Source organism: Kitasatospora phosalacinea, assembly GCF_000716545.1.
Classification (GTDB): domain Bacteria; phylum Actinomycetota; class Actinomycetes; order Streptomycetales; family Streptomycetaceae; genus Kitasatospora; species Kitasatospora phosalacinea.
On the sequence record NZ_JNWZ01000016.1, the window covers coordinates 1 to 14,508 of the forward strand.

The 14,508-nt window shown below is 73.1% G+C and carries 10 protein-coding genes; 4 read left to right on the forward strand and 6 right to left on the reverse strand.

Annotated features, from left to right (window positions below; all coding sequences use genetic code 11):
• Positions 1-31 precede the first annotated feature (31 nt).
• From OO48_RS10425 to OO48_RS10435, 3 genes are all read right to left on the reverse strand, one after another.
• The gene (locus OO48_RS10425) at positions 32-781 is read right to left on the reverse strand and encodes a TetR/AcrR family transcriptional regulator (RefSeq protein ID WP_033214511.1); all 750 of its coding nucleotides are present in this window, start codon (positions 779-781) and stop codon (positions 32-34) included.
• Positions 782-869: 88 nt separating this feature from the next.
• Positions 870-2,411 carry an MFS transporter gene (locus OO48_RS10430; protein WP_033214513.1) on the reverse strand — a complete coding sequence of 514 codons (1,542 nt, stop codon included), beginning with the start codon at positions 2,409-2,411 and terminating at the stop codon, positions 870-872.
• Positions 2,412-2,476: 65 nt separating this feature from the next.
• Positions 2,477-3,058 (reverse strand): MBL fold metallo-hydrolase, encoded by a 582-nt coding sequence (locus tag OO48_RS10435; protein WP_051731975.1) that lies wholly within the window; start codon positions 3,056-3,058, stop codon positions 2,477-2,479.
• A 118-nt stretch (positions 3,059-3,176) separates the two neighbouring features.
• Here OO48_RS10435 and OO48_RS10440 point away from each other — a divergent pair, with 118 nt between their 5' ends.
• Positions 3,177-4,157 (forward strand): SDR family oxidoreductase, encoded by a 981-nt coding sequence (locus tag OO48_RS10440; protein ID WP_033214517.1) that lies wholly within the window; start codon positions 3,177-3,179, stop codon positions 4,155-4,157.
• Here OO48_RS10440 and OO48_RS10445 read toward each other — a convergent pair.
• From OO48_RS10445 to OO48_RS10455, 3 genes are all read right to left on the reverse strand, one after another.
• Complete coding sequence (locus tag OO48_RS10445; protein ID WP_033214621.1) at positions 4,148-5,209, reverse strand: helix-turn-helix transcriptional regulator; 1,062 nt, start codon at positions 5,207-5,209, stop codon at positions 4,148-4,150. The two genes, OO48_RS10440 and OO48_RS10445, sit on opposite strands and share 10 nt — an antisense overlap.
• A gap of 99 nt (positions 5,210-5,308) precedes the next feature.
• Complete coding sequence (gene yicI / locus OO48_RS10450; protein WP_033214519.1) at positions 5,309-7,579, reverse strand: alpha-xylosidase; 2,271 nt, start codon at positions 7,577-7,579, stop codon at positions 5,309-5,311.
• A gap of 144 nt (positions 7,580-7,723) precedes the next feature.
• Positions 7,724-10,576, reverse strand: coding sequence for a glycoside hydrolase family 3 protein (locus tag OO48_RS10455; RefSeq protein ID WP_033214622.1), 2,853 nt, complete (start codon positions 10,574-10,576; stop codon positions 7,724-7,726).
• 228 nt (positions 10,577-10,804) lie between these two features.
• Between OO48_RS10455 and OO48_RS10465 the strand changes: the two genes are divergently transcribed.
• The 3 genes from OO48_RS10465 to OO48_RS10475 are packed head-to-tail and all read left to right on the forward strand — an operon-like array spanning position 10,805 to position 14,471.
• Positions 10,805-12,487 carry a type 2 periplasmic-binding domain-containing protein gene (locus OO48_RS10465; RefSeq protein WP_063830655.1) on the forward strand — a complete coding sequence of 561 codons (1,683 nt, stop codon included), beginning with the start codon at positions 10,805-10,807 and terminating at the stop codon, positions 12,485-12,487.
• Positions 12,484-13,479 (forward strand): ABC transporter permease, encoded by a 996-nt coding sequence (locus tag OO48_RS10470; protein ID WP_245194584.1) that lies wholly within the window; start codon positions 12,484-12,486, stop codon positions 13,477-13,479. Before OO48_RS10465 ends, OO48_RS10470 begins: the two co-directional genes overlap by 4 nt.
• On the forward strand, positions 13,476-14,471 hold the full coding sequence (locus OO48_RS10475) for a carbohydrate ABC transporter permease (RefSeq protein WP_033214526.1): 996 nt from the start codon (positions 13,476-13,478) through the stop codon (positions 14,469-14,471). The genes OO48_RS10470 and OO48_RS10475 overlap by 4 nt, the downstream gene beginning before the upstream one ends.
• Positions 14,472-14,508 lie beyond the last annotated feature (37 nt).

Below are 14,508 nucleotides of genomic sequence, written 5' to 3' on the forward strand. Positions count from 1 at the left end.
GGGCGGGGCGGGGCGGGGCGGGGTGGAGGACTCAGCGCAGGCCGGAGCGCATGCCGATCAGGAGCCAGTCGAGGGCGCGGTGGAAGTCGCGTTCGCGGATCAGGTGGTCGGGTTCGCGGGGGCGTTCCAGGAGGACGCCGGAGTCGGTGACGCCGGGGAGGTCGCGGACGGCCTCGGTGATCTCCTCGATCAGCTCGTCCGTGGTGCCGCCGGCCTGGCCGGCCTTCTCGGCCCAGTTCACCTCGGTGGCGGTGAAGCCGTAGGTGTACTGGAAGATCGCCGAGAGGGCCGCCATCGCGTCGGTCCCGGAGAGCGGGGAGGCGCGGGCGATCTCCAGGGCGCGGGCGGAGTAGCGGACCGAGTTCGGGCCGATGTTCAGGTAGTCGCCGTAGATCCGGATCGCCCAGGGGTGGGCCAGCATCGCGGCGCGCCACGTCACGGCGAGGGCGCGCAGGCCGGACTCCCAGTCGGTGCCGTCGCCCGCCTCGGGGAGCACCATTTCGCCGGCCACCACGTCCAGCGCCAGCTCCAGCAGGTCGTCCTTGTCGGCGACGTACCAGTACAGCGACATCGGGGTGACGTCGAGCCGGGCGGCCAGCGCGCGCATCGAGAACTTCGCCTCGCCCAGCTCGTCCAGCAGCCGGACCGCCGCGGCGACGATCACCTCGCGGTCCAGGCTGCCCGCGCCGCCCTCGCCCGCCCGCGGGGAACGGCGGCCGCGGACCGGGCCGGGGGTGAGCCACACGCTCTTCTTGACCTGCGAGGCTCGCTTGCTGGCCACGCTGCTCCTTCGCTTCGACGGGGTGCCACCACCGTACGGGTTCGGGCCCGCGCGGCGTGCGCGGGCCCGAAGGGGGCGGGGGAGGCGGTCAGCGGGAGGTGGGGACGGGCTCCGGGGCGGTGTCGGCGGGGGACGGGGCGGCCGGGCGGTCGGCCCGGTGCAGCAGGGCGGCGGAGAGCAGCCCGCCGAGCAGGACGGCGGCCGCGCCGATCAGCTGGCTGGACGTCAGCCCGTGGGCGAAGGCGTCCCGGACGGCGCCGCGCGCGGCGCCGTCCGGCGCGGCGGCCAGCGCCTCCGGCAGCGACTTCGCGGCCGAGGCCGGGACGGAGCCCGGCAGGCCCGCGGCGAACCGGGAGCCGAGCACCGCGCCGAGCACCGCCACGCCCAGGCCGCCGCCGAACTCGGTGACGGTGCCCTGCACGCCCGCGCCGGCGCCGGCCCGCTCCGGCGGGATCGCGCCCATCACGGCCGCCGCCATCGCCGGGTTGGCCACCGCGATGCCGCAGCCCATCAGCAGCAGGCCGGCCAGCAGCCCCGGGTACCCGTGCCCCGAGCCCAGCGCTGCGACCAGCGCCAGGCCGCCGGCCAGCAGCCCCATGCCGATCGCGACGGCCCCCGCGAAGCCGATCCTCGGCAGCAGCCGGGCGCCGACGCCCGACAGGTTGAGCAGCACGATCACCAGGGCCAGCGGCGACATCCGCAGGCCCGCCTCCAACGGCCGGTAGCCGAGCACCAGTTGCAGGTACTGGGTGAGCAGGAACAGCGAACCGGCCATGCCGAAGGCGACCAGGACGCCGCCCGCCACCGCGCCGTTGAAGCGCCGGTTCCGGAAGAAGGCCAGGTCCAGCATCGGGGTGGGGGTGCGCGCCTCCCAGGCGACGAAGGCCGCCAGCGCGGCCAGGCCGACCGCGGCCGACACCAGCACCGGGCCGGAGCCCCAGCCGTGCACCGGGCCGGAGATGATCGCGTACACCAGGCCGACCATGCCGACGGTGGAGAGCGCCGCGCCCGGTACGTCCGGCCGGCGGCCCGGGGGGTCCTTGGTCTCGGGGAGCAGGCGGGCGACCGCGACCAGGCCGATCAGCGCCACCGGGACGTTGATCAGGAAGATCGCGCCCCACCAGAAGTGCGCCAGCAGCACGCCGCCGAGCAGCGGGCCGCCCGCGAAGCCCAGCGAGCTGACGGCGCCCCAGACGCCGATCGCCTTGGGCACCTCCGCGCCCTGGAACACCTGCATCACCACCGCCAGCGTGGTGGTCATCAGCAGCGCGCCGCCGACGCCCATGCCGGCCCGGGCGGCGATCAGCTGCCCGGAGGACTGGGCCAGGGCCGCCGCCGCCGACCCGAGGCCGAACAGCGCCAGGCCGATCGTCAGCGCGCGCTTGCGCCCGTACCGGTCGGACAGGCTGCCGGCCGTCAGCAGCAGGCCGGACTGGACCAGCGAGTAGGCGTTGATCATCCACTGGATGTCGGCCGTGCCCGCGCCCAAGTCCTCGGTCAGGGAGGGGATGGCCACGTTGAGCACGGTGTTGTCGAGCAGCACCACCAGGGTGGCCAGGCAGACCACGGCCAGGATGACCCACCGCCGCGGGTCCGGTGCGGGGGGCGTGTGGACGGAGTCTTGAGACAAGGGGGCTCCTGGATCGGGGCGGGACGGCCGGACAGCCGCTCGTTCTACAGCGTAGAGGAGTTCTTCTACGGCGTACAACCATTTCCCGGGAGAGGCCCTCGGCGGACCGTCGGACGGGGGACGCCGCTGTTCGCCGCCTCGGTGGTGCGGCACGCGGGGCGCGTCCGGGGGCGGAGCCGGGCGGTGCGGTCGGCCAGGTCGTGCAGGCGGCGGGTGAACTCGGCGACGCCGAGGCCCCCGGTGCCGCGGGACCAGCAGAAGCTGTCGCCGCTGAAGCAGTGGGTGCCGTCGGCGAGGTACGGCACGCTGCCCTCGGTGTGACCGGGCAGCGGGTGCGCGTGCACGCCCTCGGCGACCCCGACCGGTTCGGTGCCCCGGATGACCCGGTCGGCGTCCGGCGCGGCGTCCGAGTCCCCCTTCGTGGATCCACAGCAGGGCGCCAACTCGTCGGCGTGCGCGCGGCCGTGCGCGGCGTGGTCGCGGTGGGTGAGCAGGACGTCGGTGACCGGGCCGAGCACGGCGTACCCGGCGGCCGGCGCGGGGCTGAAGCGCGGGGTGTCGACCATCATCAGGTTCCCGGCCGGGCGGCGCAGCAGGTGGGAGTCGGCTCCCGCGGTGCGCGTCGAGTCGTGCCCGCACAGGTGCACGTGCGCGGAGATCCGCAGCGGGAAGGGATCGCGGCCCGCGGTCGGCGCGGGTGTGATCGAACGGTGAAGGAATGAAAGGTGACGGGTTCTGTCACCTTTGGCGTGCATCGTGGAAGGCATGGAGAACATGAACGACGCCGGTGACCGGCTCCGCGACAGCCTCCCCGCCCTCCCGCTGGCGGGTCGGATCGCCCTGGTCGCGGGCGCGACCCGGGGCGCGGGCCGGGCGATGGCGGTGGAGCTGGGCCGGGCGGGGGCGACGGTCTATGTGACCGGGCGGACGACGCGCGAGCGGGTGAGCGAGGTGGGCCGGGCGAGCGAGACGATCGAGGAGACCGGCGAGCTGGTGACGGCGGCCGGCGGGGTCGGGATCGCGGTGCCCACCGACCACCTGGACGAGGAGCGGGTGCGGGCGCTGTTCGGGCGGATCGAGGAGGAGCACGGGCACCTCGACGTCCTGGTCAACGACCTGTGGGGTGGCGAGCACCTGATGGCCGGGTCGATCTTCGGGAAGAGGAGCTGGGAGACGCCGCTCGCCGACGGGCTGCGGGTCCTGGAGCTGGGCGTGCGCTCGCACGTGATCACGGCGGCGCTCGGCCTGCCGCTCCTGGTGCGGTCGGACGGGCCGCTGCTGGTGGAGGTCACCGACGGCACGGCGGCCTACAACCGCCGGTACCGGGAGAACCTCTACTACGACCTGGCGAAGAACGCGCCGATCCGGATGGCCTTCGGGCTGGGGGAGGAGTTGGCGGAGTACGGCGGGACGGCGGTGTGCGTCACGCCGGGCTTCCTGCGCTCCGAGCAGATGCTCGCGCACTTCGGTGCGGCGGAGGAGAACTGGCGGGACGTCACCGCCGTCGAGCCGACCTTCGCGATCGCGGAATCGCCGCAGTACCTGGCGCGCGGGGTGGCCGCGCTGGCCGCCGACCCGCGGCGGGCCGAGCGGTGGAACCGGAAGTCGACCTCCAGCGCCGAACTCGCCCGGGTCTACGGCGTCACGGACGCGGACGGCAGCAGGCCGGACGCCTGGGCGTACTTCGACGCGCTGGCGGCGCAGGGCGAGCAGGGCGCTCCGGTCTCGGCGGACGACTACCGCTGAGACCCGGCGGGGCCCCCGCCGGGGGCCCCGCCCGGTTCCGTGCCCGGCCCGGCGCCCGGCTCCGCGTCGGCGTAGAGCGCGGCGAGGCCCCGGGCGCGCCGGGCGAAGCGGGCGCGGAGCGCGGGCGGGGCCAGCACCTCGGCCTCCGTGCCGAGCGAGCCCAGTTCGACGAACGCGATCTCCTCGGACTCCACGGCCAGTTCGAGGGTGACCCGGCCGTCCGGGTCCGGGGGCGGCGCGGCGGCCAGCGCCCGTCCGGCCGCGCCCCGGTCGGTCACCTCGGGCAGGCGGCGCGCGCCCTCCGGGGTGAGTCGCACCGTGACGGCGGCGCGCAGCAGGGAGCGGGCGAACCGGGCGCTGTGCTCCTGCCAGTACGACGCCAGGTCGAAGGACGGGTCGCGGTCGAACGGCTCCTCGGGGAGCGTGCGCAGCGCGGTGATCCGGTCGGCGCGGTGGGTGCGGAAGGTGCTGCCCGCCGCGTCGGGGACCCGGCTCACCAGGTACCAGACGCCCGCCTTCAGGACCAGCCCGTACGGCTCCACCCGGCGGGCGGCTCCGGGCTCGCGGCCGGGGCGGGCGTAGGCGAACTCGACCGCGCGGTCCGCCCAGAGGGCGCGGGCCAGCTCCGGCAGCAGCTCCGGGGTGGACGGCTCGCGGAACCAGGCCGGGGCGTCCAAGTGGAAGCGCCGGGCCGAGGACTCGGCGGCCGCCCGCAGGGAGGGCAGCAGGGTGGCGGACAGCTTCAGCCGGGCGGTGTCGGCCGCGTCGGAGAGCCCGAGGTCGCGCAGCGCGGAGGGCAGGCCGGAGAGGTAGAGGGTCTCGGCCTCGGTGGGGTGCAGCGTGGTGAGGCGGGTGCGGTGGCCGGGAGCGAGCCGGTAGCCGCCGGCCCGGCCGCGTTCCGAGCGGACCGGCACCCCGGCCTCCTGGAGCGCCTGGACGTCGCGGATGACGGTCCGTTCGGAGACCTCCAGCTCCCGGGCCAGTTCGGCGGCGGTGAGGCCGGGGGTGGACTGGAGCAGGAGGGCCATGCGGATCAGGCGGGCGGCGCGCATGCGTACCAGCATCGCCGATCCGCGGCCGGACGGTCGCGGGGGCCGGACGGGGAGCTCCCCGGGGGCGCGGCCCCGCCCCCGGGGAAGGGTGGACCGCCGTCAGTCCAGCGGGAGTTCGACCTCGGTGGTGCCGGCGGGGAAGGCGTGCTCGCGGCCCGCGCGCCGGAGGTTCCAGGGCTTGGTGCTGTCGGTGGAGACCAGCAGCCGGTCGCCCTCGCGGCGCACCGTGAAGAGGGCCGCCGTGCCGGTGCCGGAAGCCTCCGGGACGGCCACCTCGCGCACGGCGCCGTCGGCGAAGGAGTGCACCAGCAGGGTGACGCCGTCGGCCCAGTCGGAGACCGGGCGGGAGTCGTCGGCGGCCAGCGGGAGCACCGAGTCCGGGCGGGCCAGCAGCGGCAGGGTGTCGAAGCCGTGCCGTTCGCGGACCCAGCGCGGGCCGGTGACCTCGTCGCCGGTCAGCACGTTCGTCCAGACGCCCTCGGGCACGTAGTACTCGACCGTGCCGTCCTCGGTGAACACCGGTGCCACCAGTAGGTCGTCGCCCAGCACGTACTGCCGGTCCAGCGCCGCCACCGCCGGGTCGTCGGGGAACTCCAGCAGCATCGCCCGCATCACCGGCGTGCCGTGCAGGTGGGCCTGCTGGGCGGTGCGCTGGAGGTAGGGGGCGAGGCGGTGCTTGAGCCGGGTGAAGGCGCGGGTGACCTCGACCGCCTCCTCGCCGTAGTCCCACGGCACCCGGTACGACTTGGAGCCGTGCAGGCGGCTGTGCGAGGACAGCAGGCCGAACTGCACCCAGCGCTTGAACAGCGCCTCGGTCGGGGTGCCCTCGAAGCCGCCGATGTCGTGGCTCCAGAACCCGAACCCGGACAGGCCCAGCGACAGGCCGCCGCGCAGCGACTCCGCCATCGCGGTGAACGTCGACTCGCAGTCGCCGCCCCAGTGCACCGGGAACTGCTGCCCGCCCGCCGTCGCCGACCGGGCGAACAGGACCGCCTCGCCCTCGCCGCGCTCCTCGCGCAGCAGTTCGAAGACGGCCTCGTTGTACCGCTGGGTGTACAGGTTGTGCATCTGCTCCGGGTCGCTGCCGTCGTGCCACACCACGTCGGTGGGGATCCGCTCGCCGAAGTCGGTCTTGAAGCAGTCCACGCCCTGGTGCAGCAGCCGGCGCAGCCGCTCGGTGAACCAGGCGGTCGCCTCCGGGTTGGTGAAGTCCACCAGCGCCATGCCGGGCTGCCACAGGTCCCACTGCCAGACCGTGCCGTCGGTGCGGCGCACCAGGTAACCCCGGCGCATGCCCTCCTCGAACAGCTCGGAGCGCTGCGCCAGGTACGGGTTGATCCAGACGCAGAGCTTGAGGCCCTGCTCCTTCAGCCGGGCCAGCATGCCCGCCGGGTCCGGGAAGGTGTCCGGGTCCCAGACGAAGTCGCTCCAGTGGTAGCCGCGCATCCAGAAGCAGTCGAAGTGGAAGACGCTCAGCGGGATGCCGCGCTCGGCCATGCCCCGGGTGAACCGGGTGACCGTCGCCTCGTCGTAGTCGGTGGTGAACGAGGTGGACAACCACAGGCCCAGCGACCACGCGGGCGGCAGCGCGGGACGGCCGAGCAGGCCGGTGTAGCGGGCCAGCACCTCCTTGGGGGTGGGCCCCTGGAAGACCAGGAACTCCATCGACTGGTCCTCGACGCTGAACTGCACCTGCCCGACGGCCTCGGAGGCGACCTCGTACGAGACCCGCCCGGGGTGGTTGACCAGCACGCCGTAGCCCCGGCTGCTCAGGTGGAACGGGACGTTCTTGTACGCCTGTTCGCTGCTGGTGCCGCCGTCGGCCTGCCAGATGTCCACCGTCTGGCCGTTCTTGACGAACGGGGTGAACCGCTCGCCCAGGCCGTACACCGACTCGCCGACGCCGAGCGCCAGTTGGGCCACCATGTGGTGCCTGCCCTCGGCGTCGACGGCGAAGCCGAGGCCGCGCTCGCCGAGTGAGGTGACCGGCTTGCCGTCGGCGAGGAAGTCGGCCCGCCACGGGCCCTCGGTGTCCACCCGCAACGTCAGTGCGCCGGAACGGAGTTCGACCACCGAGCCGTCCCGGACCACCTTGCCCGCGCCGTCGGTGCGGCCGACCAGTTCGAAGCCGCCGCCGGGGCGCACCGATCCGGCGTGGTGGGTGAACCGGACGGCGATCACGCCCTCGGCGGGGGAGTGGCAATCCACCGTCAGCAGCGGGGAGTTGAGCGTGTCGGCCCGGTTGGTGACCCGGCGCAGCGGCGCCCAGAGGGTGAACCGGTCCGACTCGGTGCGGACATCGGCCACCTCGGCGGCGTAGCGGTTGGTCACGCCCGGGCGCATCAGCCAGTAGCCGTCGGTGAACTTCATCGGGGGATCTCCAAGCGGGAGGGCAGGAAGGCGGGGTGCGGCGGGGCCGCGCCCACGGCTGTCAGGTGCGCGTGGGCGCGGCCCCGCCCGGCCCCGGGGGCGGAAGCGGGTCGCGCTCCCGGGGCGGTCGGCTCACCGGCGCGGTCAGGCGACGGTGAAGGCGGCGAGCCGGACCGGCCCGCGCAGGGCGACCCGCAGGTCGTGCACGCCGTGCGGCGCACCGTCCAGCGCGGCGGTGACGGTCGTCCAGGCGTAGCGGCCGCCGGTCGGCGGGACGGCGAGGGTGGCGAGCACCCGCCCGTCCACCGAGAACTCCAGCTCGGCGGCGTCCGGGCCGTCCAGCGCGCCGTCCAGCGCGACCTCCGCCGAGACCTCCCTCGATCCCGTCAACTCGACCGTGGAGAAGACGAGTTCGGCATCCGACCCGGCGGGGGTGACCGCGTCGCCGTCCGTCCGGGTGGCGTCGACCAGGGCGATGCCCCGGTGCGCGTCGAAGTCGGCCGCACCGGTGCGCCGGCCGAGGACGGCGCGGGGCGCGGGGGCCGGGCCCTCGACGGTGACCTGCGCGGTGGCGCGGACGTCCTCCGCGGAGGCGGCGGCGAGCAGTTGGTAGCTGCCCGGGTCGACGGTGAACGTGCCGGTGGCGACGTCCCAGTGGGCCAGGTGCGCGGCGACCGGGAGGTCGAAGACCAGGCGGCGGCTCTGGCCGGGCGCCAGGGTGACCTTCCGGAAGTCGGCCAGCCGGCGGCGCGGCGCCTGGTAGCGGGCCTCCAGCGGGCGCACGTACAGCTGCACCACCTCGGTGCCGCCGCGGGTGCCGGTGTTGCTGACCGTCAGCGCGGCCCGCACCGTGCCGTCCTGGCCGAGGACGCCCTCCTCGACCTCCAACCCGCCGTACCGGAAGGTGCCGTAGGACAGGCCGTGGCCGAACGGGTAGCGCGCCGGGGCCTGGTGGTACTGGTAGGTCCAACCGGCCTGGATGATGTCGTAGTCGAGCGGGTGCGGCAGCTCGTCGTCGCCCCGGTACCAGGTCTGCGGGAGGCGGCCGGCGGGGTCGGCGTCGCCGAACAGGACGTCGGCGAGGGCGTGGCCGGTCTCCTGGCCGCCGTGCGAGGTCCACAGGACGGCGGGCAGGTGCTCGTCGGCCCAGTCCACCGCGTACGGGTAGCTGCTCATCACGATCAGCGCGGTCTCCGGGCGGACGGCGGCGACCGCCTTGAGCAGCTCCTCCTGGGCGGGCGGCAGGGCCAGGCCCTGGCGGTCCAGCGTCTCGCGGCCGTGGATCAGCGGGTGGTTGCCGAGCACCACCACGGCGAGGTCGGCGTCGGCGGCCGCGGCGACGGCCTCCGCCCGTCCGTCGCGCAGCAGTTCGCGGGTGAAGCGCTCGGCGCCGGCGGCGTCCTCGGCGGTGACCTTGACGGCGCCGTCGGCGCCGGCGGCCGCGTACCTGCCGGTGAGCACGGACTGCAGCAGCAGCGCCCCGCCGTCGGCCTCGACCAGGCGGAAGGTCTCGTGCACGTCCCAGCTCTTGATCACGGCCTGGTCGGCGACCAGCGAACCGTCCTCCTTGACGGAGAGGAACCCGCCGCTGTCGACGGCGCGCAGGGTGAGCACGCCCAGGCCCCAGTCGCCGAGGTCGAAGGCGGTGCCGTTCAGCGGCTCGCCGCTGGTCGCGGCCCGCAGCAGAATCCGGTCGAGGCCCTCGTGGACGGCCAACTCGCCGCCGGCGGGAACGAGTCGGGCGCGCAGGCCGTCGGCGACGGTGACCGCGTAGGGCAGCGTGCCGGAGTACCAGTCCTCGAACAGGGCGTCGCCGTGCGGGCCGATCACGGCGATCTTCTTCGTCGGGTCGGTGAGCGGCAGCAGGCCGGTGTTCTTCAGCAGGACGGTCGACTCGGCGGCGGCCCGGCGGGCCAGCGCCCGGTGCGGGGCGCTGTCGACGACCTCGGCGCCGATCTTCGCGTACGGGTCCAGCTCGGGATCGAACTCGCCCATCCGGAAGCGGAGTTCGAACTGTCGGCGGACCGCCAGGTCGACGTCCTCCTGGTCGATCAGACCGCGCTCCAGGGCTTCGCGGAGCCGGCCGATGACGGTCTCGCTGTCCTCGCCGTGGTCGGTGAAGGAGTCGATGCCGGCCTTCAGCGCGGCGGCGTGGCCCTCGGCGTGGTCGTCGAAGTAGTGCTCGGGGTCGACCAGGTTGGAGGGGGCCTCGGCGTCGGAGACCACGAACAGCTCGCGGCCGGTCGGCTCGGCCCAGCGGCGCAGTTCGGCCTCCAGCAGCGGGGAGACGTGGCAGGGACGGCCGTTGACCAGGTTGTACGCGGCCATCACGCCGGTCGCGGCGCCGGAGGCGATCGCGGGCTTGAAGGCGGCCAGGTCGTACTCGTGCAGGACGCGCGGGCGCACCCCGGAGGAGGTGGTGCAGCGGTCGTCCTCGTTGTTGTAGGCGAGGAAGTGCTTGAGCACCGGGGCGGCCCGCAGGTAGGTCGGGTGGTCGCCGGCCAGGCCGCGGCAGAACGCCTCGCCGAGGCGGGCGGTGTGCACCGGGTCCTCGGAGTAGCCCTCCTCGTTGCGGCCCCAGCGCGGGTCGCGCAGCAGGTTCAGCACCGGCGCCCAGGCCTGCAGGCTGTTGGGGCCCCGGTCGGGCGCGATGGCCGCCGGGCGGTGGTGGTGGAAGGCCCGCAGCTCGGTCGAGACCGCCTCGGCGACCTCGCGGACCAACTCCTCGTCCCAGCTGGCGCCGAGGCCGACGGCCTGCGGGAACGCGGTGGCCACGCCCAGCCAGGAGACGCCGTGCAGGGCCTCCGCGCCGGTGCGGAAGGCGCCGATGCCCAGGCGGGGCACGGCGGGGGCGTACTGGTGGAGCATCGAGAGGCGCTCGGCGGGGGAGAGCCTGGAGAGCAGGTCATCGACGCGCTTGTCCAGCGGAAGCGCGGAGTCGTGGAACGGGTACCGCTCGGCCGGGGTCGCGGCGGCGGACGGGGACGGGGAACTCAACAGGCTCACCCCAGGGTGATCGTGCGGTGCGGTCGGTCGTCGAAGCGAATCGACGCTGACACGAAGCATCACCCCTGTCAACTCCCAGTAGCAACGCGGAAAATGAATTTGTCCGGGCACTTGTCTAACCGGAAACACGCCGTTAGTGTCGCCGCAACATCAAGCGCTTCGACAGTCAAGCGCTTCGACAGCGCCCAGTGCAGGGCGCCGCGGAAGGGCCTCCCCACCATGAGAACCGAGCTGAACCGCAGATCCTTCGTCACCGCTGCCGTCTCCGTCGCCGGAGCAGCGGTGATGACCCCCCTGCTGGCCGCCTGCGGGGGCGGCGGCTCGAAGCACAAGACCGGCGCGAACTCCGCCGAGGGCGTCAAGTCGGCCCTGCCGGCCTTCGCCGCCAGTACCTCAGTGGCCGCGGACATCCCCTCGGTCCCCGGCCCGGACGGCGCGATGACCGACCCGGCCTTCCTGACCTACCCGGCCAACCCGGTCGCCACCGTCACCGGTGTGCCGGGCAAGGGCGGCAGCTACACCGCCGTCACCCCGCTCTGGGGCACCGTCCCGCCCGCGGACAACTCCTTCTACGCCGCGATGAACAAGGCCCTCGGCATCACGATGGAGATGAAGCCGGCCGACGGCAACAACTACAACACCATCATCCCCACCATGACCGCGGCCAAGAAGCTGCCGGACTGGATCCAGCTCCCCACCTGGTGGAACTCGAACTTCAACGTCGGCGAGCTCGCCGCCAGCCAGTTCGCCGACCTCACCCCCCACCTGGCCGGCGACAACATCAAGAAGTACCCGAACCTGGCCGCCATCCCCACCGGTGCCTGGCAGGCCGGCATCTGGGGCGACAAGCTCTACGGCATCCCCTCCTTCTCCACCGGCTTCTCCATCGCCGGCACCACCTTCTACCGCCGTGACCTCCTGGAGGCCAGGGGCATCACCGCGGACCAGGTCAAGACCCTCGACGACCTGATGAACCTGGGCAAGGAGCTCACCGACGAGAAGTCCGGCACCTGGGCCTTCGACGACGTGTGGACCTACCTCTTCCCGTTCTTCGGCCTCCCCAACAAGTGGAAGCTCGCCGACGGCAAGCTGGTCCACAAGTACGAGATGCCGGAGTTCCTGGAAGCCCTCGACTGGCACTACAAGCTCGCCACCGCCGGCTACCTGCACCCCGACGCCATCGCCGGCAACAACGCCGACGCCAACACCCGCTTCTACGCCGGCAAGACCCTGATCCAGGGCGGCGGCCCCGGCGTCTGGAACCTCGCCGACCACCTGTCCGGCACCGCCGCCACCCCCGGCTTCCGCCGCGGCTCGTTCGACTTCCTCACCGCGAAGGCCGGCGCCACGCCCTCGCTGTTCATGGGCTCCTCCACCAACATGATGAGCTACCTCAACGCGAAGCTGAAGCCCGAGCAGATCGAGGAACTGCTCGCCGTCGCCAACTACCTGGCCGCGCCGTACGGCAGCGCCGAGTACACGATGGTCAACTTCGGCGTCGAGGGCACCCACTACACCCGGGTCAACGGCGTGCCCACCGCCAACGACGAGGGCAAGAAGGACGTCCAGGCGCAGACCTACCCCTTCCTGGCCACCGCCTCCTCGGTGATCTCCAACCCCGGCGCCGACCAGGTCACCAAGGACATCGCCGCCTTCCAGGCCGCCAACGTCAAGTACCTCTACAAGCCGCTGTTCTGGAACATGAACATCTCGATGCCGCAGAACATCGCGACCGTCGACACCGCGCAGGCCGTCGAGGACACCGTCAAGGACTGCTACCACGGCAAGAAGAAGGTGTCCGACGTCCAGGCGGCCATCTCCACCTGGAAGTCCAACGGCGGTGACCGCCTCAAGCAGTGGATGACCGACAACGTCCTGAGCAAGTACGGAACGGGTCAGTGAGCACGGCGCGATCGGAGCGGGGCAAGAGCACCACCGGCGAGGACGCCGCCGGCCGGAGGACCACCGGCAGGAACGGCACCGTCCGGCTCAACTGGCGGACGAGGCTGCGGCGCGACCGGACGCTGCTGCTGATGACCGTCCCCGCCGTGGTCCTGCTGCTGGTCTTCAACTACGCGCCGCTGTTCGGCCTGGTCACCGCGTTCCAGTACTACGACCCGCTGGTCGGCGTGCGCGACAGCGAATGGGCCGGCCTCGCGCAGTTCCAGCAGCTGTTCCACGACCCGCTGTTCTGGGGGGCGCTGAAGAACACCCTCTGGCTCAGCCTGGTCCAGCTGGTGCTGTTCTTCCCCGTTCCGATCGCGCTGGCCCTGCTGCTCAACACGGTGCTCAGCGAACGGCTGCGCAACTTCATCCAGTCCGTGGTCTACCTGCCGCACTTCTTCTCCTGGGTGCTGGCCATCACGATCTTCCAGCAGATGCTCGGCGGCGCCGGGATCCTCAACCACTTCCTGCGGCAGAACGACATGGCGCCCTGGGACATCACCACCAACCCGCACACCTTCGCGCTCCTGGTCACCTCGCAGGCGATCTGGAAGGAGGCGGGCTGGGGCATCATCGTCTTCCTCGCCGCGCTGGCCGCGATCAGCACCGAGCTGTACGAGGCGGCCGCGGCCGACGGCGCCGGGCGCTGGCGCCGGATGTGGCACATCACCCTGCCCGGGCTGCGCGGCGTGATCGTGCTGATGCTGGTGCTGCGCCTGGGCAACGCGCTGACCGTGGGCTTCGAGCAGTTCCTGATCCAGCGCGAGGCGGTCGGCCACGAATCGGCCGACGTGCTCGACACCTTCTCCTTCTACTACGGCATCGCCACCGGCAACTACAGCTTCGGCGCCGCGGCCGGCCTCTTCAAGAGCGTCATCTCGCTGCTGCTGATCTGGGGCGCCAACAAGCTGGCGCACGCCTTCGGCGAGGACGGGTTGTACCGCAGATGAGCCAGACACCCACCACCGTCCGCGAGGGCGCCGCCCAGCCGGCGCCCGCCGCCCCCGCGCCCCGCCCGGCCCGGACCGGCCGCCCCCGCGCCCGGGCCGGGCGGGCCCCCTGGGAGGAGCCGCCCACCGTCATCGGCCAGGGCGCCAAGGGCATCACCCTGGCCGGCGTGATCGCCGCCGTCGCCGTGCCGCTCTGGATCATCGGACTGACCAGCGTCTCCACCCCCGGCGCCGTCAACCGGGCCGGCGGGCTGGTGATCTGGCCCGACGGCGTCACCTTCGACGCCTACCGGCAGATGCTCGGCGACGGTACCGTCCGCACCGCGCTGATGGTCAGCTTCGCCATCACCGTCGTCGGCACCGTCGTCTCCATGGTGGTCTCGGTGATGGCCGCCTACGGACTGTCCCGCTCGGAGTCCTTCGCGCACCGCCCGATCCTGACCCTGCTGATCGTCACCATGTTCGTCAGCGGCGGCCTGATCCCGACCTTCCTGGTCGTCACCGGCCTCGGCGGCTACGACCAGTGGTGGTCGCTGATCCTGCCCAGCGCCGTGTCGGTGTTCAACATCCTGGTGCTGCGCTCGTTCTACTCCACCACCTCCGCCGACCTGATCGACGCCGCCCGGATCGACGGCGCCGGCGACTGGCGGATCCTGTGGTCCGTGGTGCTGCCCACCTCGCGGGCCGTCACCGCGGTGATCGCGCTGTTCTACGCGGTCGGCTACTGGAACTCCTTCTTCAACGTGATGCTCTACATGCCGACCTCGGCCGAGAAGTGGCCACTGCAGTACGTGCTGCTGACCTACGTCAACCGCGGCAACGGCCTGCCCGGATCGGTCAACTCCGGCTTCGGCGCCGCCAACGCGCAGACCGCGCCGCTCACCCTCCAGATGGCCGTCGTGGTCCTCACCCTGGTGCCGCTGCTGCTGGTCTACCCGTTCATGCAGAAGCACTTCCGCACCGGCGTCCTCACCGGCGCCATCAAGGGCTGAACCGGACCCGGCCAGGCGGGCGGGAACCGCGTACGAC